Raw genomic sequence first — 23,374 nt, forward strand, 5'->3', positions numbered from 1 at the left:
GAAGAGGCCGCGCGGAGGCGGCCTCTTCCCGGGATGCATGCCGCACGCGGCTCACATCATGTGGCGGTTCATGTTGTAGAGGATCCACAACGAACCGGCGACCAGGATCGCGATGACCAGCACGGTGAACGCGAAGGCCGATACGTTCCAGCGCTGCTCGGACGAGTTGTCCATGTGCAGGAAGAACTTCACGTGCACCAGGATCTGCACGATGCCGAGCACGGCGATCAGGCCGGCCGCGGCCGCCCCGCCCATCGCCCCGGTCATCACCACCGCGAACGGGATCACCGTCAGGATCACCGCCAGCACGAACCCGATCAGGTAGGACTTGACGCTGCCGTGGCCCTCGCCGCCGGCACTGTGGGCTTGGATGTCGTGGGTCTCGTGTGCCATTACAGAACTCCAAACAGGTAGACGACGGAGAACACGCCGATCCAGATGATGTCCAGGAAGTGCCAGAACAGGCTCAGGCACGACAACCGCGTCTTCACCACCGGGGTGACGCCGTTCTGGGCCAGCTGGACGAACATCACCACCAGCCACAGCAGGCCCGAGGTCACGTGCAGGCCGTGCGTGCCGACCAGGGTGAAGAAGGCCGACAGGAAGGCGCTGCGGCCGGGGCCGTTGCCTTCCTGGATCAGGTGGCTGAACTCGTGGATTTCCATGCCGAGGAAGCCCGCGCCCAGCAGGAAGGTGACGCCCAGCCAGGCATAGACCTGGCCCAGCTTGTGCTGGTGCAGGGCCACCATGCCCAGGCCGAAGGTCAGGCTGGACAGCAGCAGCAGCGCGGTTTCCCAGGCCACGAACGGCAGCTCGAACAGCTCGGCGCTGCCGGGACCGCCGTTGGTCGACCCGTGCAGCACCACGTAGGTGGCGAACAGGCACGAGAAGATGAGGCAGTCGCTCATCAGGTAGATCCAGAACCCGAGCAGGGTGGTCTCGCCCGGATCGTGGTGCTCGTGATCGTGGGCCGCCGCGTCGGCGGCCCCGGTCAGGGTGTGGATGTTGGCGTTGCTCATGCCGTCGGCTCCGTTGCTTTCACCACGCCCGCCGCGATCAGCTGGCTGCGGCGCTCGTTCTCGATGCGCTCGACCTCCGCGGCAGGCACGTAGTAGTCCGTGTCCTTGACGAAGGAACGCGCGATGAAGGTACCCACCATGCCGACGAAGCCGACGATGGCCAGCCACCAGATGTGCCAGATCATCGCGAAGCCCAGCACCAGGCCGAAGGCGCCGATGAACACGCCCGCCGAGGTGTTGCGCGGCATGTGGATGTCCGTGTACCGGGTCGGCTTCTCGTAGCGGGCATAGGCGGTGCCGTCCTGCTTGTCGTGCCAGAACTGGTCGATGCCGGTGACCTGCGGCAGCACCGCGAAGTTGTAGAACGGCGCCGGCGAGGACGTCGACCACTCCAGGGTGCGGCCGTTCCACGGGTCGCCGGACAGGTCGCGGTTCTTCCTCCAGTCGCGGATGGAGACCACGAACATCAGCAGCTGCAGGGCGATGCCGACCGCGATGATCGCGGCACCGCACGCGGCCACGATCAGCCACGGCTGGTACTCGGTGTTGGCATAGCTCTGCATGCGCCGGGTCATGCCCATGAAGCCGAGCACGTACAGCGGCATGAAGGCCACGTAGAAGCCGATGAACCAGCACCAGAACGCCGCCTTGCCCAGCTTCTCGTTGAGCTTGAAGCCGAACATCTTCGGGAACCAGTAGGTGATGCCGGCCATCATGCCGAACACCACGCCGCCGATGATCGTGTTGTGGAAGTGGGCGATCAGGAACAGGCTGTTGTGCAGCACGAAGTCGATCGCCGGCACCGCCATCATCACGCCGGTCATGCCGCCGATGGTGAAGGTCACCATGAAGCCGATGGTCCACAGGATCGGCACCTGGAACTCGATGCGGCCGCGGTACATGGTGAACAGCCAGTTGAACAGCTTCACGCCGGTCGGCACCGAGATGATCATCGTGGTGATGCCGAAGAACGCGTTGACGTTGGCGCCCGAGCCCATCGTGAAGAAGTGGTGCAGCCACACCACGAAGGACAGCACGCCGATCGCGCAGGTGGCGTAGACCATCGAGGTGTAGCCGAACAGCGGCTTGCGCGAGTAGGTCGCCACCACCTCAGAGAACACGCCGAAGGCCGGCAGGACCAGGATGTACACCTCCGGGTGGCCCCAGATCCAGATCAGGTTGATGTACATCATGGCGTTGCCGCCACCGGCATTGGTGAAGAAGTGCGTGCCGAGGTAGCGATCAAGCGTCAGCAGCACCAGGGTCGCGGTCAGCACCGGGAACGCGGCCACGATCAGCAGGTTGGTGACCAGCGCGGTCCAGGTGAAGATCGGCAGGCGCATCATCGTCATGCCCGGCGCACGCATCTTGAAGATGGTGACCAGGAAGTTGATGCCGCTGAGCGTGGTGCCCAGGCCGGAGACCTGCAGCGCCCATATGTAGTAGTCCATGCCCACGCTGGTGCTGTACTCCGGCCCCGACAGGGGTGGATAGGCCAGCCAGCCCGCGTTGGAGAACTCGCCGACGAACATCGACAGCATCACCAGCACCACGCCGGCGAAGTACAGCCAGAAGCTGAGCGAGTTGAGGAACGGGAAGGCCACGTCGCGCGCGCCGATCTGCAGCGGCAGCACGATGTTCATCAGGCCGGTGACCAGCGCCATGGCCACGAAGAAGATCATGATCACGCCGTGGGCGGTGAAGATCTGGTCGTAGTGGTGGGGTGGCAGGTAGCCCTCGGCACCGCCGGCGGCGATGGCCTGCTGGGCGCGCATCATGATCGCGTCGGCGAAGCCGCGCAGCAGCATCACGAACGCCACCACCAGGTACATGATGCCGATCTTCTTGTGGTCGACCGAAGTGAACCACTCGTTCCAGAGGTAGCCCCACTTCTTGAAGTAGGTGATCAGCCCGAGGACCGCCACGCCGCCGAGGATGACCGCGGCGAGCGTGCCCATGATGATCGGTTCGTGGTACGGAACCGCTTCGATAGTCAGTTTACCCAGCATCGTTATTCTCCCGAACCCGCATGGCCATGGTGGGCCGAGGCCTCGGCATGGGCGTTCGCGTTGTCGTCGGCGTCTTCGGCCATTTCCATTCCGGCGTGCTCAGCCGGAGCGTGGTCCATGGCCGCATGGTCCTGCGAGCCGTGGTGGTTCATGCCGAAATGATGGTTCTCGCCCTGGTGCGCGGCGATGATGGACTGGAACAGTCCCGGCTCGACCGAGGAATAGTAGGTCTCCGGGTAGTGCTCCTCGTTGCGGTCCTCGGCCAGCGCCTTGTAGCTAGCGCCGTCCAGCGGCTTGCCGTCGGCCTTGGCCCGGGCCACCCAGTCGGCGAAGTTCTGCTCGCTGGTGGAATGGGCGGTGAAGTGCATGCCGTGGAAACCGTGGCCGCTGTAGTTGGACGACATGCCGTGGAACTCGCCCTGCTCGTCGGCGATCAGGTGCAACTTGGTCTCCATGCCCGCCATCGCGTAGATCTGGGTGCCCAGCTGCGGGATGAAGAACGCGTTCATCACCGTGTCGGAGGTGATGCGGAAGTTGAGCGGCGTATCGACCGGGAAGGTCAGGTCGTTGACCGTGGCGATGTCCTGCTCCGGGTAGATGAAGAGCCACTTCCAGTCGAGCGAGACGACCTCGACGGTGAGCGCCTTCTTCTCCGAGGCGATCGGCTTGTACGGGTCCAGCGCATGCGAGGAGCGCCAGGTCAGCACCGCCAGCACCAGGATGATCAGGCAGGGGATGGCCCACACCACCGCCTCGATCTTGTTGGAATGCGACCAGTTGGGCTCGTAGCGCGCCTTGGTGTTGGAGGCGCGGTAGTGCCAGGCGAAGGCCAGGGTCATCACGATCACGGGAATGACCACCAGCAGCATCAGCACCACGGCGGTGATGAGCAGGGTCTTCTCGTCCTGGCCGATCTGGCCCTTCGGGTTGAGGACGGCCGCGTTGCAGCCCGTGAGGAACACGGCAGCCAGCAGCGACGCTGGACGGAGCAGGCGCCCAATTTTTTTCAACGGAGTCATCGGGTCGATCCAATGGCGGAGGAGTGCTTGCCGCCCCTGCCCTGCCCATGCCGGCAACGGCCGGCCGCGGATACCCGGCTGAGGCCGGGATCCGGACAGGAAAACGGTTGGCCGGGCAATTCTAAGCCCCGCCCCGCCACCGGCGAAACCCGTTGACAATGATCCTGGGCAAGCAACGCGCCACGACGGCTGCGACATGTTGTCGCAGCCTGTCGCAGACCCCCGTCGCAGGCCGAGGCGTCGGCGCAAAGACGAACGGGCCGGCCACTGGCCGGCCCGTTCGCGGGACTTGGAACATCGTGCTTGGTGCCGGAAATAGGATTCGAACCTACGACCTACGCATTACGAATGCGCCGCTCTACCAACTGAGCTATTCCGGCAGGATCGCAAATTGTAGCCGGCATGGGCGCGACCGGGCAACCGCCGACGCCCATTCCAAGGCCTGTTTCAGAGCGGCTCGGCGGTGGTCGCGGCCACCTCGCCCGCCGCCCGGCCCGCTTCCGCCCTGCGGGGCTGCCAGCAAGCCGCCAGGCGTTTGCCGAGCACCATCATCGGTACCTCCACCGTGCGATAGGCCAGGGCCGACAGCGGCAGGCTCACCACCAGCACCGCCAGCGTCACCACCAGCGTGGCCAGCCGCGGGTCCCCGGTCATCACCGGCAGCCGCAGCAGGTCGGTGCCGACACCGGCCACCAGGCCCAGCACCGGCATGTGCACCAGGTACAGGCTGTAGGAAATGTCACCCAGCCAGACCAGTGCCGGCCACTTCAGGATCGCCACGGCTTCGGGGCGCAGGTGGATGCCCAGGATCAGCGCCGCCGCGGCGAACGTCTCCAGCAGCACCGCCGCAGCGTTGTGGTAGTCCACCTCGTAATGCCCGGCCACCGCCAGCCGCCCGAACCAGAGTACGAGTGCGCCGCCGGCGATCAGTCCGACGCCGCCGCGGCGCCATGTCGCCAGGCGCCCGGACAAGGGCACCAGGGCGGCGCCGACGGCAAAGCCGCACAGGTACAGCGGCACCAGGTACAGGCGGTCGCCGGCCACCAGCGGCGCGACCAGCGAGAGGGCCAGCACGCCCACGAACCAGCGGGGTCGGCGCAGCGACAGCCACACCAATGGCGGCAGCAGGCACGAACCCACCAGCTCGATGCGCAGTGTCCAGATGGGCAGCGGCAGGCGCGTCCCCACGCCGAGCAGGCTCTTGACCAGGCCCGGCAGATCCGGAAGCTCCCGGAACCCGGGTTGCCACCACTGTGCGGCAACGCTCGGCGCCAGCGGCACGTCGTGGAACAGGGCCGCATAACCCAGTGCCAGGCCCACCGCACACCACAGCATCGGATAGATGCGGAACCCGCGGCGCAGCAGGTAGCCGGCCGGCGTGGCCCTGCCGGTCCCGGCCGGCTGCAGCGACAACGCCAGCACGAAGCCGCTGAGCACGAAGAACAGCACCACGGCGCCATGGCCGTTGAACGCCCGCTCGGCGGCGAGCCTGAGGCCGGGCGCGTTGGCGTAGTAGAAGGTGCAATGGTGGAGCACCACCACCAGTGCGGCCAGGCCGCGCAACGCCTGCAGCTCCGGCATGTGGCGGCGTCCCTGCACCCGCCGGGCCAGCGTTTCGATGCTCGTCATGCCGCACTCCGCCCGCGGGAAGAATCTCCCCTGGCAGGAAACGCGGGCCGGTCCGGACGCAGGACAGCCGCGGCCGGTGCCTCAATCCACCAGGCGCAGCCGCAGTTCCTTGGGCAGGGCGAACACCATCGATTCCGGCTCGCCGGACAGCTCCGACACCGAGGCCGCGCCGAGTTCGCGCAGGCGCGCGATCACCCCGTCCACCAGTACCTGTGGTGCCGAGGCGCCGGCGGTCAGCCCGATGCGGCGCTTGCCCGCCACCCAGGCCGGGTCGATCTCCTGCGCACCGTCGATCAGGTGGGCCTGCACGCCGTCGCGGCGGGCCAGCTCGGCCAGGCGGTTGGAGTTGGAGCTGTTGGGCGAGCCGACCACCAGCACCAGGTCGCACTCGCGCGCCAGCTCGCGCACCGCGTCCTGGCGGTTCTGGGTGGCGTAGCAGATGTCGTCGTTCTTTGGCCCCTGCATCGCCGGATAGCGGGTCCGCAGCGCCTCGATGATGCCGCGGGTGTCGTCCACCGACAGCGTGGTCTGGGTGGTGTAGGCCAGGTTGTCCGACTGCGACACCTGCAGCGTGGCGACGTCGTCGATGTCCTCGACCAGGTAAATGTGGCCGCCGGTCGAATCGCGGCTCCACTGGCCCATCGTGCCCTCCACTTCCGGGTGCCCGGCATGGCCGATCAGCACCACGTCGCGCCCGGCGCGGCAGTGGCGCGCCACTTCCAGGTGCACCTTGGTCACCAGCGGGCAGGTGGCGTCGAACACTTTCAGCCCGCGGCGGTCGGCCTCGGCGCGCACCGCCTTGGAGACGCCGTGGGCGCTGAAGATGACCGTGGCGCCGTCGGGCACCTCGTCCAGCTCCTCGACGAAGACCGCGCCGCGCTGCTTGAGGTCGTCGACCACGAACCGGTTGTGCACCACCTCGTGGCGCACGTAGATCGGCGCGCCCAGCGTCTCGATCGCGCGCTTGACGATCTCGATGGCGCGATCGACGCCGGCGCAGAAGCCGCGGGGATTGGCGAGCAGGACATCCATGGGCGACAGGTTCGGGGTGCGGCCGCGAAGTTGCAAGGGATCCGTGGCCGCGCGATCAGCCGGCGGCGGGCTTGCGCCCGCCCAGCATGCCGAACAGGGCGATGCCCACCGCACCGGCGACGATGGCCGAATCGGCGACGTTGAACGAAGGCCAGTAGTGGCTGCCCACGTACCACTGGATGAAGTCCACCACGTGCCCGTGCACGAAGCGGTCGATCACGTTGCCGATGGCCCCGCCGATCACCAGCGCGAACGGCAACGCACTGCGCCAGTCGCCGCGCGCGGTGCGTGCCAGCCACCAGGTCAGCAACGCGCTGAAGCCGAGGGCGAGCACGGTGAACAGCCACTTCTGCCAGCCGCCGGCGCCGTCGAGCAGGCTGAACGAGGCGCCGGTGTTGTAGCTGCGGAACCAGTTCCAGAAACCGGGGATCACCGGCACGGCGGTGTATTCGGGCAGGCGCGCCAGCACCCAGGCCTTGCTCCACTGGTCCAGGCCGATCACCACGGCCGACAGCAGCAGCCACACCAGGGCGTTGGGTTGGGGTCTTGCGGTCATCTCGATTCCATTGCGCGGTACTGGAGTGTGTGGACCCCGTCGCCTCCGCGCCGGCGGGAACCCAGTGCCCGGCCCGGCGGGGCCGGAAGTCGCTGGGTCCCCGCCGGCGCGGGGACGAGGGCATGCAGGCCGGTCAGAACCAGCGCCGGTCCTCGCCCGGGCCTTCGATGTTGCTCACGCAGCGCCCGCACAGTTCCGGGTGGCGCGGGTCGGCGCCGACGTCGTCGCGGTGGTGCCAGCAGCGCACGCACTTGGGCTTGGTGGTCGGCTGCGCGCTGACGAAGATGTCCTCGGTGCTGGCCGCGGCCACGGTCACGTCGCCGCTGATGAACAGGAAGCGCAGTTCCCCGGCCAGCGGCTGCAGGCGCGCGGCATCGGCCGCGCCGGCCGCGACCGTGATCTCCGCGTCCAGCGCCGCGCCGATCACGCCGTTGGCGCGCATCGGCTCGAGCACCTTGGCGACCTGCTCGCGCAGGGCCAGCAGGCGGTCGAAGTCGGCCGGCGCCAGCAGCGCGTCGGCCGGCAGCGACGCCAGCCCGTCGTACCAGGTGGTGAACAGCACGTTGGCCTTGCGCTGCCCGCCGTCGCCGTGGCCCGGCAGGTAGCCCCACAGCTCGTCGGCGGTGAAGGTCAGGATCGGCGCGATCCAGCGCACGAAGGCCTCCAGCACCCGGTACATCGCGCTCTGCGCCGAGCGGCGCCCGCGCGAATCCTCGGCCATCGTGTACAGGCGGTCCTTGGTCACGTCCAGGTACAGCGAGCCCAGGTCCACCGAGCAGAAGTTCAGCAGGGTCTGCACGATGGTGGCGAAGTCGTAGACCTCGTAGGCGGCCTTGATCTTCTCCTGCACTTCCCAGGCGCGATGCACGATCCAGCGGTCCAGCGCGACCATGTCGTCGAGCCCGCGCAGCTGCGTGGCCGGGTCGAAGCCGTTGAGGTTGGCCAGCAGGAAGCGCGCGGTGTTGCGCAGGCGGCGGTAGGCGTCGGCGTTGCGCTTGAGGATCTCCTGCGACAGCGACATCTCGTTGCTGTAGTCGGACGAGGCGATCCACAGGCGCAGGATGTCCGCGCCCAGGGTCTTCATGATGTCCTGCGGCTCGATGCCGTTGCCCAGCGACTTGGACATCTTGCGGCCGTGCTCGTCCACGGTGAACCCGTGGGTCAGGCACTGCCGGTACGGGGCGGCCTTGTCGATGGCCACGCCGGTGAGCAGCGAGGACTGGAACCAGCCGCGGTGCTGGTCCGAGCCTTCCAGGTACAGGTCGGCCGGCTTGGGCAGGCCGCGGTCGGCCAGCACCGCCTCGTGGGTGACGCCCGAGTCGAACCACACGTCGAGGATGTCGGTGACCTTGTCGTACTGGTCGGCCTCCCCGCCGAGCAGCTCGTGCGCGTCGAGCGAGTACCACACGTCGATGCCGCCCTGTTCCACGCGGTCGGCGACCTGGCGCATCAGCTCGGTGGTGCGCGGGTGCAGGTCGCCGGTGACGCGGTGCACGAACAGCGCGATCGGCACGCCCCAGGTGCGCTGGCGCGAGATGGTCCAGTCCGGGCGGCCCTCGACCATGCCGGTGATGCGCGCCTGGCCCCAGGCCGGGTACCAGGTCACGCCCTTGATCGCCTCCAGCGCGTCGGCGCGCAGGCCGGCCTGGTCCATCGAGATGAACCACTGCGGGGTGGCGCGGAACGCGACCGGGGTCTTGTGACGCCAGCAGTGCGGGTAGCTGTGCTCGATCCGGGCCAGCGCCAGCAGCGTGCCGTCCTCGCGCAGCACCTCGACGATCACGTCGTTGGCCTTCCAGATGTGCAGCCCGGCCAGCACGGTGCCGTGCGCCGGCGGCGTGGTCGGCAGGTACACGCCACGGCCGTCGACGGGATTGATCTGCGAGGCGTTGTAACGCTCCAGCAGGCCGTATTCGCGCGCGACCTGGTAGTCCTCCTGGCCGTGGCCGGGAGCGGTGTGCACCGCGCCGGTACCGTCCTCGTCGGACACGTGCGCGCCCAGGATCACCGGGATGTCGCGCTCGTCGTAGAACGGATGGGCCAGTACCGTGCCTTCCAGCGCCTGTCCCGGCGCGCGGCCGAGCACCTGCACCTCGCCCTCCACGCCGTAGCGGGCCAGCGCCGCCGGCGCCAGGCGCTCGGCCAGCACCAGCCAGCGCGGCCGGCCGCCATGGTCCGGCCCGCGCACCAGCACGTAGTCGATGTCCGGGCCCAGGCATACCGCCAGCGAGGCCGGCAGGGTCCACGGGGTGGTGGTCCAGATCGGCACCGCCACCTCCGCCCCATCCGGCACCGCCGCGCCGAACAGCGCCGCCAGCGCCGCCGCGTCGCGCGCCGCGTAGGCCACGTCGATCGCCGGCGATACCTTGTCCTGGTACTCGATCTCGGCTTCGGCCAGGGCCGAGCCGCAGTCGAAGCACCAGTGCACCGGCTTGACCCCGCGCGCCAGGTGGCCGTTGTCGACGATCTTGGCCAGCGCGCGCAGCTCGTTGGCCTCGAACCGGAAATCCAGCGAGCGGTACGGGTGCTCCCAGTCGCCGACCACGCCCAGGCGCTTGAAGCCGGTACGCTGGATGTCGATCTGCTCGAGCGCGTATTCGCGGCACTTCTGCCGGAACTGCTCGGCATCGAGCTTCACCCCGACCTTGCCGTACTTCTTCTCGATGGCGATCTCGATGGGCAGGCCGTGGCAATCCCAGCCCGGGATGTAGGGCGCATCGAAGCCAGCCAGGTAGTGCGACTTGACGATGATGTCCTTGAGCACCTTGTTGACCGCGTGGCCCAGGTGCATGGCGCCGTTGGCGTAGGGCGGGCCGTCGTGCAGGACGAACAGCGGCCGGCCCTTGGCGTTCGCGCGCAGCTGCGCGTAGAGGCCCTCGCCTTCCCAGCGCTCGAGGATGCCCGGCTCGCGCCTGGGCAGGTCGCCGCGCATCGGGAAGTCCGTCGCCGGCAGGTGGAGGGTGGCTTTGTAGTCCTGGCTCACGGGTATCTACCGTTCCGCAGTTTCGGGGGAGGCCGCGACGGGCGCGCGGACGTTCATGGGGTGGCCGCCTCGACGGCGGCGCCGGCCTGCAAGGCGGCGCGGGCGCGCACGGCATCGCGGTGCATCTGCGCGGTCAGCGCTTCCAGGCCATCGAACTTCTCCTCGTCGCGCAGCTTGGCGACGAATTCGACCCGGATGTGGCGCCCGTACAGGTCGCCGTGGAAATCGAACAGGTGCGCCTCCAGCAGCGGCTCGCGGCCGGCCACGGTCGGCCGGGTGCCGAAGCTGGACACCGACGGCCACGGATGCCCGGCCACGCCGTGCACCCAGGTGGCATAGATCCCGGACAGGGCCGGCACCTTGGGAAAACGCAGGTTGGCGGTCGGGAACCCGAGGGTGCGGCCGAGCTGCTGGCCGCGCACCACGCGGCCGCCGATCGCGTACGGATGCCCCAGCAGCTCGCCGGCATGGGCGAAGCGACCGGCCATCAGCAGTTCGCGGATGCGGGTGCTGGACACGCGTTCGCCATGCAGGCGCACCGGCTCGATCTCGCCGGCGGAAAAGCCCAGCTCGGCGCCCAGGGACTGCAACAGCGCCAGGTCGCCGCCGCGGCGATGGCCGAAGCGGAATTCCGGGCCGATCCAGACCTCGCGCGCACGCAGGCGCCCGGCGAGCAGGCGCCGCACGAACGCCTCCGCATCCATCGCCGCCATGCGCGCGTCGAAGCGCAGCAGGCCGATGCCGTCCACGCCCAGGCCGGCCAGGCCCTGCACCTTGCCGCGCGGCAGCGTCAGCCGCGGCGGCGGGTTGCCGTGGGCGAAGAACTCGCGCGGCAAGGGCTCGAAGCTGACCGCCACCGCCGGCACGCCGAGCGCACGGGCGCGGGACTCGGCATGGCGCACCAGCGCGCGATGACCCAGGTGCAGGCCGTCGAAGGCGCCGATGCAGACCACGCTCCCGCGGGGATACAGGACCCCGCCGTCAACGTCTCGAAACAGCCTGCTCATTCAGGAAAACCGGATCCGGCCCGCCGAGGCCGGCCCTCTTCGCGATAGGTGAACGGCAAGTATAGCCGGGCCATGCCGCTCAACGTCCGCGCAGCTCGCGCGGACGGAAGCCCAGCGCCAGCATCGCCGCCACGTAGGTGGCGCCGCCGCCGCACACCAGCACGGCCAGCCAGCCGGCGCGGTCCCACTTGGCCATGGCCGTGAACGGCGGCAGCCACAGGCGCACCGCCAGCAGCACCGCCACCATCGCCGCGCACGCCAGGCCCAGCCGCACCAGGTAGCGGCCCCAGCCGGCGCCGCCGTGGTACACCCCGTCGCGGCGCAGCCACAGCCACAGCAGGCCCAGGTTGAGGTAGCTGGACAGTGCGCTGGCGATGCCCAGCGCCAGGTGCAGGCCGGGCTGGGTGCCCAGCGCCACCATCACGCCCCTGGCACGCAGCGCCTCGGGGACCATCAGCCGGTAGAGCAACGCCAGGAACACGAAGTTGAGCACCATGTTGGCCACCAGCGCGGTGACGCCCGCGCGCACCGGGGTCTTGGTGTCCTGGCGCGAATAGAACGCCGGCAGCACCACCTTGAGCAGTGCGTAGGCCGGCAGGCCGAAGCTCAGCCCGTACACCGACAGCGCGGTCATGCGCGTGTCGAAGGCGGTGAACTGGCGGTACTGGAAGAAGGTGGCGATCAGCGGTTCGGCCAGCAGCAGCAGGCCGAACATGGCCGGCACCGCGATCAGCAAGGTGGTGCGCAGGCCCCAGTCCAGCGCGTCGGAGAACGCCAGGCGATCGGTCTTGACGTGGTGGCGGGTCAGGGTCGGCAGGATCACCGTGCCCAGCGCCACCCCGAACACGCCCAGCGGCAGCTCCAGGAACCGGTCGGCCAGCGACAGCCAGGACTGCGAGCCGTCGCTCAGGCGCGCGGCGATCACCGTGTCCAGCAGCAGGTTGATCTGCGCCACCGACGAGCCGAACAGGGTCGGCACCATCAGCGTCAGCACCTTGCGCACGCCGGGATGGCGCCAGCCCCAGCGCGGCAGGGTCAGCAGATCGATGCCCCGCAGCGCCGGCAGCTGGAACAGCAGCTGCAGCACGCCGGCCACCAGCACCGACCAGCCCAGCGCCAGGATCGGCACCTGCAGGCGCGGGGCCAGCCACAGCGCGCCGGCGATCATGCACAGGTTGAGGATCACCGGGGTCAGCGCCGGCATCGCGAACTTCTGGAAGCTGTTGAGCGCGCCGCCGGCCAGCGCGGTCAGCGACACGAACAGCAGGAACGGGAAGGTCAGCCGGAACAGCGCCACCAGCAGCCCCTGCTTCTCCGGATCGCTGGCCACGCCCGAACCGAACAGCCACGCCAGCTGCGGGGCGAACAGCAGGCACACCGCGGTCACCACCAGCAGGGCCCCGCCCAGGGTGCCGGACACCCGCGACATCAGCGCACGCAGCTCGGCGTGCGGGCGGGTCTCCTTCACCTCCGTGAACACGGGGACGAAGGCGGTGGCGAACGAGCCCTCCGCGAACAGCCGGCGCAGGAAGTTGGGCACGCGGAACGCCACCCAGAACGCATCGGTGACCGCATTGGCGCCGAAATGGGTGGAGATCACCTGGTCGCGCACCAGGCCCAGCACGCGCGAGACCATGGTCATGCTGCTGAACGAGAGCAGCCCCCTGAACATGCGCGAGGAACTCACCGCGCCCCCTTGACAATTCGCTTGACGTGACTTTCGGGAACCATCATAATTTCGCGCTTGTTTTTCCCACCCTCGTTTTTCAGGAATACGCCACCGTGGCCAACATCAAGTCCGCCAAGAAGCGCGCCAAGCAGACCGTCGTGCGCAACGCGCGCAACACGGCTCAGCGTTCGATGCTGCGCACCGCCGTCAAGAAAGTGATCAAGGCCCTGGACGCCAGCGATGCCGCCGGCGCCGAAGCCGCCTTCGCCGTCGCCCAGCCGATCCTGGACCGCTTCAGCGCCCGCGGCCTGATCCACAAGAACAAGGCTGCCCGCCACAAGAGCCGCCTGACCGCCCGCATCAAGGCGCTCAAGAGCGCCGCCTGATCCGGCGATGCCTCCGGCGGCCCGGCCGCCGGCAGTGCGAAAGAACCCGGCTGCGGCCGGGTTTTTTGTTGCCCGCGGCCGCGCGGCGACCGCGCGCCGCGCGCATGCCGGGCACGCCCGCCCGCCGCGGAAGCCGCGACGCAGCCCGGGCACGCCGCCCTCCCTCGTCCCGGCGGCTACGCTCACGCGTCCCGCTCCTCCGCGTCCTCGCGCTGGCGGTCGAAGAAGGCCATCACGTCCTTCATGATCGGCCAGGTGCCCTCGCGGCCCAGCGCCGACACCAGGTACCACGGCGCCGTCCAGCCCAGCTCGGCGATGATCGCCTCGGCGGCCTGGCGCGCCTCGTCCTCGAACATCAGGTCGGCCTTGTTGAGCACCAGCCAGCGCGGCTTGGCCAGCAGCTCGGGATCGTGCCGCTCCAGCTCGCGCTCGATCGCGCGCACCTGGTCGACCGGCGAGACGCCCTCGACCCCGCCTTCCATCGGCGAGATGTCCACCAGGTGCAGCAGCAGGCGGGTGCGCTGCAGGTGGCGCAGGAACTGCGCGCCCAGGCCCGCGCCCTCGGCCGCGCCCTCGATCAGGCCGGGGATGTCGGCGATGACGAAGCTGCGGTGCGGCTCGACGCTGACCACGCCCAGGTTCGGATACAGCGTGGTGAACGGGTAGTCGGCCACCTTCGGCGTGGCCGCCGACACCGCGCGGATGAAGGTGCTCTTGCCGGCATTGGGGAAGCCCAGCAGGCCGACGTCGGCCAGCAACTTGAGTTCCAGCTTGAGCGTGCGCTCCTCGCCCTCCTCGCCCGGCGTGGCCTGGCGCGGCGCGCGGTTGATCGAGCTCTTGAAGTGCATGTTGCCCAGGCCGCCCTTGCCGCCCCGCGCCACCAGCAGGCGATCGCCGTGGCGGACCAGGTCGCCGATCACCTCGTCGGTATCGACATTGGTCACCACGGTGCCGACCGGCACGGTGATCACCCGGTCCTCGCCGGCGCGGCCGTACATCTGCCGGCCCATGCCGTTCTGGCCGCGCTGCGCCCTGTAGATGCGCTCGTGGCGGAAATCGACCAGGGTGTTGAGGTTCTCGTCGGCCTGCAGCCACACGCTGCCGCCGTCGCCGCCGTCGCCGCCGTCCGGGCCGCCGAGCGGGATGAACTTCTCGCGCCGGAAGCCGACGCAGCCGTTGCCGCCGTTGCCGGCGATCACCTCGATTTCAGCTTCGTCTACGAGTTTCATGAGGGGAGCCGGTAATGGGGAATCGGAAGGAAGGCCGGGAATGCGGGGCGGCACGAAACGGGAAGTCTATCGGCCCGCGGCGGCGCTCGCGTGCAACGCGCCCGACCGGTGCGGCCGGGCCACCGCCGCGCTCCCGGGCGTGCCAACGAAAAGCCCCGCCGAAGCGGGGCTCTCCTCGCCGCGGCCGCCCGTGGGCGGCCCGTCGATGGGTCAGGCCTGCTCGGCCGACACCACGCTGACGGTACGGCGCTTTTGCGGGCCCTTGGTGGCGAACTCCACCTTGCCGTCGACCAGCGCGAACAGCGTATGGTCGCGGCCCAGGCCCACGCCGGCGCCCGGATGGAACTGGGTGCCGCGCTGGCGGATGATGATGTTGCCGGCCTGGATGCTCTGGCCGCCATAGACCTTCACGCCCAGGTACTTCGGGTTGGAGTCGCGGCCGTTGCGCGAGGAACCTACGCCCTTCTTGTGTGCCATGACTGCTTCTCCTTACTTGCTGCCACCGGCAATGCCGGTGATCTCGATTTCGGTGTAGTACTGCCGGTGGCCCTGGTGCTTCATGTGGTGCTTGCGGCGGCGGAACTTGATGATGCGCACCTTGTCGGCGCGGCCCTGGGCCACGACCTTGGCGGTGACGCTGGCGCCCTTGAGGGCATCGCCGAGCTTGATTCCGTCGCTGTCGCCCAGCAGCAGGATGTTGTCGAAGGTGACCTCGGTGCCGGCTTCGGCCTCGAGCTTCTCGACGCGGAGCGTTTCGCCCTGCGCCACGCGGTATTGCTTACCGCCGGTTACCAGAACTGCGTACATGACCAGGCATTCCTCTGTAGTTATTGTGGTCGCTGCCCGGCCGGTCGCGGCGGACAGGAGCGGAATTGTATCCGCATCAGTCGCTTAGGGTCAAACCGCCGGGCCGGCGGGGCTGAACGCCGGCCCACGGCGCGCTGGCAATCGCCGCCGCCGTCCCCATCTGTGCGGACAGCCTGCCAGATGACAGGTCCGGGCATGGCGGTTAGGCTGGCCGATTGCCGTTTCCCGCTGCCCGAGTCCCCACGCCGGCGGCTGCGTCCGCCGGCCCGAAATCCGGATCCCTCCCCATGGCGATGGACACCATCCGCATCCGCGGCGCGCGGACGCACAACCTCAAGAACCTCGACCTCGACCTGCCGCGCGACAAGCTGATCGTGATCACCGGCCTGTCCGGCTCGGGCAAGTCGTCGCTGGCGTTCGACACGATCTATGCCGAAGGCCAGCGCCGCTACGTCGAGTCGCTGTCGGCCTACGCGCGGCAGTTCCTCAGCGTGATGGAGAAGCCGGACGTGGACCACATCGAGGGTCTGTCACCGGCGATCTCGATCGAGCAGAAGTCGACCTCGCACAACCCGCGCTCCACGGTCGGCACCATCACCGAGATCTACGACTACCTGCGCCTGCTGTACGCGCGCGTGGGCCAGCCGCGCTGCCCCGACCACGGCTACCCGCTGGAGGCGCAGACCGTCAGCCAGATGGTGGACCAGGTGCTGGCGCTGGACCCGGACAAGCGCTGGATGCTGCTGGCGCCGGTGATCCGCGAGCGCAAGGGCGAGCACGCCCAGGTGTTCGAGCAGCTGCGCGCGCAGGGCTTCGTGCGCGTGCGCGTGGACGGGCAGCTGTACGAGATCGACGCGGTGCCGGCGCTGGCGCTGCGCCAGAAGCACACCATCGAGGCGGTGATCGACCGCTTCCGCCCGCGCGAGGACATCAAGCAGCGCCTGGCCGAGAGCTTCGAGACCGCGCTCAAGCTCGGCGACGGCATGGCCTCGGTGCGCTCGCTGGACGACGGCCAGGACGGCGCCGCCGACGCGCCGCTGCTGTTCTCCTCCAAGTACTCCTGCCCGGTGTGCGACTACTCGCTGCCCGAGCTGGAGCCGCGCCTGTTCTCCTTCAACGCCCCCAGCGGCGCCTGCCCGGCCTGCGACGGCCTGGGCATGGCCGAGTTCTTCGACCCGGCCAAGGTGGTGGTGCACCCGGAGCTGTCGCTGGCCGCCGGCGCGGTGCGCGGCTGGGACCGGCGCAACGCCTACTACTTCCAGCTGATCGCCTCGCTGGCCCGGCACTACAGGTTCGACGTGGACACGCCGTGGAACGCGCTGCCCGAGACGGTGCGCCAGGCGGTGCTGTACGGCAGCGGCGAGGAGGCGATCACCTTCACCTACTTCACCGAGGCCGGCGGGCGCACCCAGCGCAAGCACCGCTTCGAGGGCGTGATCCCCAACCTGGAGCGCCGCTATCGCGAGACCGAGTCGCCGGCGGTGCGCGACGAGCTGGCCAAGTACATCTCCGAGCGGCCGTGCCCGGAATGCCACGGCGCGCGCCTGAACCGCGCCGCGCGCAACGTGTTCGTCGCCGACCGGCCGCTGCCCGAGCTGGTGGTGCTGCCGGTGGACGAGGCGCTGGCCTTCTTCAAGGGCCTGGAGCTGCCGGGCTGGCGCGGCGAGATCGCCGCCAAGATCGTCAAGGAGATCGCCGAGCGGCTGGGCTTCCTCGTGGACGTGGGCCTGGACTACATCACCCTGGAGCGCAAGGCCGACACCCTGTCCGGCGGCGAGGCCCAGCGCATCCGCCTGGCCAGCCAGATCGGCGCCGGCCTGGTCGGGGTGATGTACGTGCTCGACGAGCCGTCCATCGGCCTGCACCAGCGCGACAACGACCGCCTGCTGGCCACGCTCACCCGCCTGCGCGACCTGGGCAACACGGTGATCGTGGTCGAGCACGACGAGGACGCCATCCGCCTGGCCGACCATGTGCTCGACATCGGCCCCGGCGCCGGCGTGCACGGCGGCGAGATTGTCGGCCAGGGCACGCTGCAGGACATCCTGGCGTCGCCGCGCTCGCTCACCGGCCAGTACCTGTCGGGCAAGCGCCGGATCGAGATTCCGCGGGTGCGCCACAAGCCCAACCCGAAGATGACCCTGCACCTGCGCGGCGCCAGCGGCAACAACCTCAAGAACGTCGACCTGGACGTCCCGGCCGGGCTGATGACCTGCGTCACCGGCGTGTCCGGCTCGGGCAAGTCGACCCTGGTCAACGACACCCTGTTCGCGCTGGCCGCCAACGAGATCAACGGCGCCTCGCACCCGGTGGCGCCGTACCGCGAGGTCGAGGGCCTGGACCTGTTCGACAAGGTGGTCAACATCGACCAGTCGCCGATCGGGCGCACCCCGCGTTCCAACCCGGCCACCTACACCGGCCTGTTCACCCCGCTGCGCGAGCTGTTCGCGCAGGTGCCGGAGGCGCGCGCGCGCGGCTATTCGCCGGGCCGCTTCTCCTTCAACGTGCGCGGCGGGCGCTGCGAGGCCTGCCAGGGCGATGGCCTGATCAAGGTGGAGATGCACTTCCTGCCGGACGTGTACGTGCCCTGCGACGTGTGCCACGGCAAGCGCTACAACCGCGAGACGCTGGAGATCCTCTACAAGGGCTACAACATCAACGACGTGCTGGAGATGACCGTGGAGGACGCGCTCAAGCTGTTCGAGCCGGTCCCGGCCCTGGCCCGCAAGCTGGAGACGCTGGTGGACGTGGGCCTGTCCTACGTCAAGCTCGGCCAGAGCGCGACCACCCTGTCCGGCGGCGAGGCGCAGCGCGTCAAGCTGGCCAAGGAGCTGTCGCGGCGCGATACCGGCCGCACCCTGTACATCCTCGACGAGCCGACCACCGGCCTGCACTTCCACGATATCGAGCAGCTGTTGGTGGTGCTGCACAAGCTGCGCGACGAGGGCAACACCGTGGTGGTGATCGAGCACAACCTGGACGTGATCAAGACCGCGGACTGGGTGGTCGACCTGGGACCGGAGGGCGGCCATCGCGGCGGTACCATCCTGGTCGCGGGCACGCCCGAGGACGTGGCCGCCGACCCGCACAGCTATACCGGCCGGTTCCTGGCGCGGATGCTGCCCTCGGTGGCGGCACGCCCGGGTGCGCCGGCCGCCACCGCGCACAAGCCGGACGCGCGCCCGCCACGGCGCGCGGCGGCGAAGAAGGCCGCCCCCTCCACCAAGAAGAAGAAGGCTTCCGAATGAGCGATTCCGTCCCTGCCCCGAAGGTCCTGGCGCGCGTGCCGATCAGCGTGCGCTGGCGCGACATGGACAGCTTCGGCCATGTCAACAACGCCAAGTACGTCTCCTACCTGGAAGAGGCGCGCGTGCGCTGGCTGGCCGGCATCCCCGGCCTGGACATGAAGGGGCCGGTGCTGCCGGTGGTGGTCAACACCAACGTCAACTACCGGCGCCCGATCGTGTGGCCCGACGACGTGGTGGTGGAGCTGTTCGTGGAGCGCCTGGGCAACAGCTCGATCACCATCGGCCACCACATCGTCGACCAGAAGGACCCGTCGGTGCTGTACTCGGACGGCAACGTCGTGGTCGCATGGATGGACACCCGCAGCGGCAAGAGCGCGCCGCTGCCCGAGCAGGTGCGCGCGCTCTGCGCCTGAGCCGCGGCGGCGGCCCTGCCGCCATGCGCCGGCAGGGAGCCCGCCGCCTCAGTGCGGCAACGGGTAGGTCCTCTCGCCGGCGGTGATGCGCAGGTCGAGCCGGTTCTCCGGCGGCGCGGTCGGGCACACCACGTGGCCGTTGAGCGCGCACGGCGGGTTCTGCGCCTTGTTGAAGTCCAGCTCGACGATGCCGTCGTGCGGCGCAGGCACATACAGGAAACGGCCGCCGCCATAGGTCTGCTTGCCGCTGGTGCGGTCGGCGATGATGAAGAACAGCGTGTCCTCGCCCTCCTCGGTGACCGGCAGCAGCGTGTAGCGGCGGCCGCCGCGCTCGAAGCTGGCCTGGCCGGGCACCTGCGCCGGCGCGAAGGTGCCGTTGCTGGTGACCAGCTCGACCGTGCGCGGCTCGGCGAACGGCTCCCACTGCGCCTGGATGCGCCAGGACGGATCGACCGGGAAATGCGGCACGCCCTTGAAGGCCTGCAGCGCCGCGGCATGCGGATCGCGCAGCCGCCAGCCGTACACCTCGCCGGTGCGCACCACGTAGAAGCCCAGCTCGCCGGCCTGCACCCGGGTCGGCCCGTGCGCCTCGAGCTGGGTCCGGAGCACCGCCGTGGCGAACGGCTTGCCGTCGATCAGCAGCCCGGCCGCCGGCGCGGCGTGGAAGCGCAGGCGGCCGTTGCCGCCCAGTTCCAGCGTGCCCCAGTGCGCCGGCCCGCCCGGCACCACGATGGCGTTGTCGGCGGCGCTGCCCACCGCCTGGCTCCCGGCGTCCACCGGGCCCGAGCCGGCGAAGCTCAGCCAGCCGTCCGGATCACGCAGCTCGCGGGCGCGGTCGCGCCGCCATTGCTCGACGCCGGCCAGGTAGGCCGGATCGGGCGCGGTCTGCGCCTGGGCGGCGGAGGGCACGGCGGCCATGACGGCCGGCGCCTCCGGGACACGCGAGCAGGCGCCGGCCAGCAACGCGAGGACACTGCAGCACAACAGGACGGGATTCTTCATGCAGGCCGGGGCGCCATGCCGGTGGGGGATCACCACCTTAGACGAAGCAGGCGCCGGCATGAACCGCCTCCGGGCACGCGCCGCCGCGCCGCTATAATTTCGTCTCCTTCCCCGCACCCAGGCCAGCCCCTTGCCCGCCATGCCCACCGCCACGGCCCCGGACCTGATCGACCTGCTCACCCTGGAACGGCTGGAGGACGACCTGTTCCGCGGCCAGAGCCGCGACATCGGCACCAAGTACGTGTTCGGCGGCCAGGTGCTGGGCCAGGCGCTGGCGGCCGCGCAGGCCACCGTGGACAACGGCCGCCTGGCCCACTCGCTGCACGCCTACTTCCTGCGCGCCGGCGACATCGAGGCGCCGATCGTCTACAGCGTGGACCGCACCCGCAACGGCGGCAGCTTCTCGGTGCGCCGGGTCACCGCGATCCAGCACGGCAAGGTGATCTTCTTCTGCGCCGCCTCCTTCCAGGACATGGAGGAAGGCGCCGAGCACCAGGCGGCGATGCCGCCGGTGCCGATGCCCGAGGACCTGCCGCCGACCCCGCCGGTCGCCCCGGACGTGCTGGAACGCCTGCCGGAGAAGGTGCGGCGCTGGCTGCAGCGCGGCGGCCCGCTGGAGTTCCGCCACGTGCACCCGCGCGACGAGCTGCACCCGCAGAAGCGCCCGCCGGCGCACCAGCTGTGGGTGCGGCTGAACGAGTCGGTCGGCGACGACCCGCGCCTGAACCAGGCGCTGCTGGCCTATACCTCCGACTTCCACCTGCTCGGCACCGCCACCTTCCCGCACGGCATCAGCTACTACATGCCCAACGTGCAGATGGCCTCGCTGGACCATGCCCTGTGGTTCCACCGCCCGTTCCGCCTGGACGACTGGCTGCTGTACTCGCTGGACAGCCCCACCGCGCAGGGGTCGCGCGGCCTGGCCCGGGGCCAGTTCTTCACCCGCGACGGCGTGCTGGTGGCCAGTACCGTGCAGGAAGGGCTGATCCGCGTGGTGCGCGACGACGGCCACAGCGCTGCCGCCGTGCCGGCCCGGGACTGACGCCGTGCGCCAGGTCTTCAGCAGCCAGCGCGTGGAAACCGTGGAAGGCGTGGCCGAGCTGCTGCGCGAGGCCGGCATCGAGGTGCACGTGAGCAACGGGCGCTCCTACCACGGCAAGCGCAGCGGCCAGTTCAGCTATCTCGATCCTGTCGATCCCAAGACCCAGCCGGCGGTGTGGGTGGTCCGCGCCGACGACCAGACCCGGGCCCGCGAGATCCTGCGCGAGCACCGCCTGATCGACACCACCCGCCGCGACCAGCCGCAGCTGCACTACGCCTTCGCGCAGCCGGCCGGCGAGACCGCCACGAAGGCCTCCTGGGCCTGGCGCATCCGCATCGTGCTGCTGCTGGTGATCGCCGCGGTGGCGGTGCTGATCGCCATCGGCCACCGCGCCGCGCGCAATGCGCCGCCGCCCGCGCCGCGGCCGCCGGCGACGCCCCCGGCGACGCCCGAGGAGGACGAGGTCCGGGTGCGCATCGCCGCGCCGGACGCGCAGCCGGCCCCGGTGCCGGCCAAGCCCCCGGCGGCTCCTTCCTCCCCGGATACGGCACCGCGGCGCTGAGACCGGCGCCGGGCCGCGCGCCGTGCCGCGCTGCCCCGGCCTTGCAACCTTTATCCCGCTGCAGCGCCCGCGTTGGCGTTGGCGTTGGCGCGAGCGTTCCGCACCAGGAGTCGCACGACAAACGCGCAACAAAAAGGCCCGCGCAGCAGGCGCGAGCCCTGTCCCAGACTGTGGGAGGAACTCAGTTCGTGCCGGTCGGTGCCGGTGCCGGTGCGGCCTTGCCCGGGCCCGGCTTGCCAGGGTGCATCGGCGGCCGCGGGTGCGCGCCGAACGGGCCCTTGGCGGCGTCGAACTCGGCCTTGCTCAGCATGCCGTCGTGGTTGGTGTCGGCCTTGGCGAACCAGGCATCGCGCGCCTGCTGGAAGCGGGCCTGGAAATCGGCCTTGTCCACGTAGCCGTCCTTGTTGACGTCCAGCTTGTCGAAACGCGCGGCGAAGCGGGGATCGGCCTGGGCCTCGGCCTTGCTGATGCGCCCGTCCTTGTCCGTGTCCAGGCGCGCCAGCGGGCCATGCCCGCCGGGACCGGCCGCACCGCCGCGCCGGTGCCAGCGCGGATGGGGCAGCTCGTCCTTCTCGAGCTTGCCGTCGTGGTTCTTGTCGAGCTGGTCGAACTTCTCGGCCAGGCGCGGATCGGCGGCGGCCTCGCTGCGGTCGATCACGCCGTCGCCGTTCTTGTCGAGGCGGGCGAAGAAGCCGGCGCCGTCCTGCGTCGGCGTCTTGGCGGGCGCGGGATCGGCGGCCAGGGCCATGCCGGCGGCGGACAGGGCGGCCAGCACGGCCAGGACGATCAGGGGCTTGCGATGGATCATGGATGCACTCCGAGGTGTCGGGAACACGAGGGCCCCGGCGGGGCCCGCCCGGCGCGCGGCGCGGCCGCGTGCACGTGTCGGCATCAACGCCCGCGCCGCGCCGCGGGTTGACCGCCGGCCGGCGCCGTTCACCCGGCAGACAGTCGCGTCGGGCGCGACGGGGCGGCGCTATGCTGCCGGCCATGGCACGCGACCACGACAACGGCGAGGAGCTGCGGCTGTTCCACACCGGCCTGCACCCGTGCGGCTACTGGCCCGAGCGTGCCGCGCGCGACCTGGTGCTCGACCCGGGTGACCCGCGCCTGGGCCGGCTGTATCCGCTCGCGCTGGGCTGGGGCTTCCGCCGTTCCGGCGACCTGGTCTACCGCCCCAGCTGCCCGGGTTGCCGCGCCTGCGTGCCGGTCCGCATCCCCGTGGACACGTTCCATGCCGACCGCAGCCAGCGCCGCTGCCTGGCGCGCAATGCCGACGTGGACGTGCGGGTGGTCCCGGCCTGGCGTACCGACGAGCACCTGGCGCTGTACCGGCGCTACCTGCGCCGCCGCCATCCCGGCGGCGGCATGGACGACCACGGTGCGCAGGACTTCGACCGGTTCCTGGTCGGCAGCTGGTCGCAGGGACGCTTCCTGGAACTGCGCCTGCGCCGCGCGGGCGAGGCGGGACCGCTGCTCGGCGTGGCGGTGACCGACGTGTGCGCCGACGCACTCTCGGCGGTGTACACCTTCTACGATCCGGACCAGGCCCACCGCGGCCTGGGCACGCTGGCGATCCTCACCCAGATCGCCTGGGCACGCCGCGACGGCCGCCGCCACCTGTACCTGGGCTACTGGATCGACGGCCACGACAAGATGGACTACAAGCGCCGCTTCCGCCCGCTGGAGGCCTACGACGGCCAGCGCTGGCGCGATTTCGCCGAGGTCGCCACCACCGGGGCGTGACCCAGGTCGCGTTTCC

Annotated in this window: 21 protein-coding genes and 1 tRNA gene; 6 read left to right on the forward strand and 16 right to left on the reverse strand. The window is 70.0% G+C overall.

Features of this window, described 5'->3' with window-relative positions; all coding sequences use genetic code 11:
* Positions 1–51: 51 nt before the first annotated feature.
* The 11 genes from cyoD to murJ form a co-directional block, all read right to left on the reverse strand.
* Positions 52–393, reverse strand: coding sequence for a cytochrome o ubiquinol oxidase subunit IV (gene cyoD / locus BN3794_RS11300; RefSeq protein WP_066097427.1), 342 nt, complete (start codon positions 391–393; stop codon positions 52–54).
* Positions 393–1,019 (reverse strand): cytochrome o ubiquinol oxidase subunit III, encoded by a 627-nt coding sequence (gene cyoC / locus BN3794_RS11305; RefSeq protein ID WP_066097428.1) that lies wholly within the window; start codon positions 1,017–1,019, stop codon positions 393–395. Before cyoC ends, cyoD begins: the two co-directional genes overlap by 1 nt.
* Positions 1,016–3,028: a cytochrome o ubiquinol oxidase subunit I gene (cyoB, locus tag BN3794_RS11310; RefSeq protein ID WP_066097429.1), complete on the reverse strand. Its 2,013-nt coding sequence runs from the start codon at positions 3,026–3,028 to the stop codon at positions 1,016–1,018. The genes cyoC and cyoB overlap by 4 nt, the downstream gene beginning before the upstream one ends.
* A gap of 2 nt (positions 3,029–3,030) precedes the next feature.
* Positions 3,031–4,047 carry a ubiquinol oxidase subunit II gene (gene cyoA / locus BN3794_RS11315; protein WP_066097430.1) on the reverse strand — a complete coding sequence of 339 codons (1,017 nt, stop codon included), beginning with the start codon at positions 4,045–4,047 and terminating at the stop codon, positions 3,031–3,033.
* A gap of 304 nt (positions 4,048–4,351) precedes the next feature.
* Positions 4,352–4,427, reverse strand: a tRNA-Thr gene (locus BN3794_RS11320).
* A gap of 67 nt (positions 4,428–4,494) precedes the next feature.
* Positions 4,495–5,676 carry an acyltransferase family protein gene (locus BN3794_RS11325; protein ID WP_066097431.1) on the reverse strand — a complete coding sequence of 394 codons (1,182 nt, stop codon included), beginning with the start codon at positions 5,674–5,676 and terminating at the stop codon, positions 4,495–4,497.
* Between the two features lie 81 nt (positions 5,677–5,757).
* Entirely contained in the window at positions 5,758–6,708 is a 951-nt protein-coding gene (ispH, locus tag BN3794_RS11330) for a 4-hydroxy-3-methylbut-2-enyl diphosphate reductase (RefSeq protein ID WP_066097432.1), read from the reverse strand.
* A 55-nt stretch (positions 6,709–6,763) separates the two neighbouring features.
* Positions 6,764–7,264: a signal peptidase II gene (gene lspA / locus BN3794_RS11335; RefSeq protein WP_066097433.1), complete on the reverse strand. Its 501-nt coding sequence runs from the start codon at positions 7,262–7,264 to the stop codon at positions 6,764–6,766.
* Between the two features lie 133 nt (positions 7,265–7,397).
* Positions 7,398–10,247, reverse strand: coding sequence for an isoleucine--tRNA ligase (gene ileS, locus BN3794_RS11340; protein ID WP_066097434.1), 2,850 nt, complete (start codon positions 10,245–10,247; stop codon positions 7,398–7,400).
* Between the two features lie 53 nt (positions 10,248–10,300).
* Positions 10,301–11,254: a bifunctional riboflavin kinase/FAD synthetase gene (locus BN3794_RS11345; protein ID WP_066097435.1), complete on the reverse strand. Its 954-nt coding sequence runs from the start codon at positions 11,252–11,254 to the stop codon at positions 10,301–10,303.
* 79 nt (positions 11,255–11,333) lie between these two features.
* Positions 11,334–12,926: a murein biosynthesis integral membrane protein MurJ gene (murJ, locus tag BN3794_RS11350; RefSeq protein WP_066097436.1), complete on the reverse strand. Its 1,593-nt coding sequence runs from the start codon at positions 12,924–12,926 to the stop codon at positions 11,334–11,336.
* Positions 12,927–13,036: 110 nt separating this feature from the next.
* Here murJ and rpsT point away from each other — a divergent pair, with 110 nt between their 5' ends.
* Positions 13,037–13,309, forward strand: coding sequence for a 30S ribosomal protein S20 (gene rpsT / locus BN3794_RS11355; RefSeq protein ID WP_066097437.1), 273 nt, complete (start codon positions 13,037–13,039; stop codon positions 13,307–13,309).
* A gap of 182 nt (positions 13,310–13,491) precedes the next feature.
* On the opposite strand, the gene cgtA is transcribed toward rpsT, so the two are convergent.
* From cgtA to rplU, 3 genes are all read right to left on the reverse strand, one after another.
* Positions 13,492–14,538, reverse strand: coding sequence for an Obg family GTPase CgtA (gene cgtA, locus BN3794_RS11360; RefSeq protein WP_066097438.1), 1,047 nt, complete (start codon positions 14,536–14,538; stop codon positions 13,492–13,494).
* Positions 14,539–14,748: 210 nt separating this feature from the next.
* A complete protein-coding gene (gene rpmA / locus BN3794_RS11365) occupies positions 14,749–15,015 on the reverse strand; it encodes a 50S ribosomal protein L27 (RefSeq protein WP_066097439.1) in 267 nt (88 codons plus the stop codon).
* Between the two features lie 12 nt (positions 15,016–15,027).
* Positions 15,028–15,345 (reverse strand): 50S ribosomal protein L21, encoded by a 318-nt coding sequence (rplU, locus tag BN3794_RS11370; RefSeq protein WP_066097440.1) that lies wholly within the window; start codon positions 15,343–15,345, stop codon positions 15,028–15,030.
* Between the two features lie 287 nt (positions 15,346–15,632).
* Between rplU and uvrA the strand changes: the two genes are divergently transcribed.
* Positions 15,633–18,593: an excinuclease ABC subunit UvrA gene (uvrA, locus tag BN3794_RS11375; RefSeq protein ID WP_066097441.1), complete on the forward strand. Its 2,961-nt coding sequence runs from the start codon at positions 15,633–15,635 to the stop codon at positions 18,591–18,593.
* Entirely contained in the window at positions 18,590–19,006 is a 417-nt protein-coding gene (locus BN3794_RS11380) for an acyl-CoA thioesterase (RefSeq protein ID WP_066097442.1), read from the forward strand. The genes uvrA and BN3794_RS11380 overlap by 4 nt, the downstream gene beginning before the upstream one ends.
* A 48-nt stretch (positions 19,007–19,054) precedes the next feature.
* On the opposite strand, the gene BN3794_RS11385 is transcribed toward BN3794_RS11380, so the two are convergent.
* Positions 19,055–20,008: a DUF1684 domain-containing protein gene (locus BN3794_RS11385; protein ID WP_147675758.1), complete on the reverse strand. Its 954-nt coding sequence runs from the start codon at positions 20,006–20,008 to the stop codon at positions 19,055–19,057.
* A 139-nt stretch (positions 20,009–20,147) separates the two neighbouring features.
* On the opposite strand from BN3794_RS11385, the gene tesB reads away from it, so the two are divergent.
* Entirely contained in the window at positions 20,148–21,050 is a 903-nt protein-coding gene (gene tesB / locus BN3794_RS11390) for an acyl-CoA thioesterase II (protein WP_066097444.1), read from the forward strand.
* Between the two features lie 4 nt (positions 21,051–21,054).
* The gene (locus BN3794_RS11395; RefSeq protein WP_078059730.1) at positions 21,055–21,612 is read left to right on the forward strand and encodes a pathogenicity-like protein; all 558 of its coding nucleotides are present in this window, start codon (positions 21,055–21,057) and stop codon (positions 21,610–21,612) included.
* A 181-nt stretch (positions 21,613–21,793) separates the two neighbouring features.
* On the opposite strand, the gene BN3794_RS11400 is transcribed toward BN3794_RS11395, so the two are convergent.
* Positions 21,794–22,420, reverse strand: coding sequence for an EF-hand domain-containing protein (locus BN3794_RS11400; RefSeq protein WP_066097445.1), 627 nt, complete (start codon positions 22,418–22,420; stop codon positions 21,794–21,796).
* Positions 22,421–22,602: 182 nt separating this feature from the next.
* Here BN3794_RS11400 and BN3794_RS11405 point away from each other — a divergent pair, with 182 nt between their 5' ends.
* Complete coding sequence (locus tag BN3794_RS11405) at positions 22,603–23,358, forward strand: arginyltransferase (RefSeq protein WP_066098816.1); 756 nt, start codon at positions 22,603–22,605, stop codon at positions 23,356–23,358.
* Positions 23,359–23,374: the final 16 nt, after the last annotated feature.

Origin of the sequence: Xanthomonas massiliensis (genome assembly GCF_900018785.1) — a bacterium.
Taxonomy (GTDB): Bacteria; Pseudomonadota; Gammaproteobacteria; order Xanthomonadales; family Xanthomonadaceae; genus Xanthomonas_B; species Xanthomonas_B massiliensis.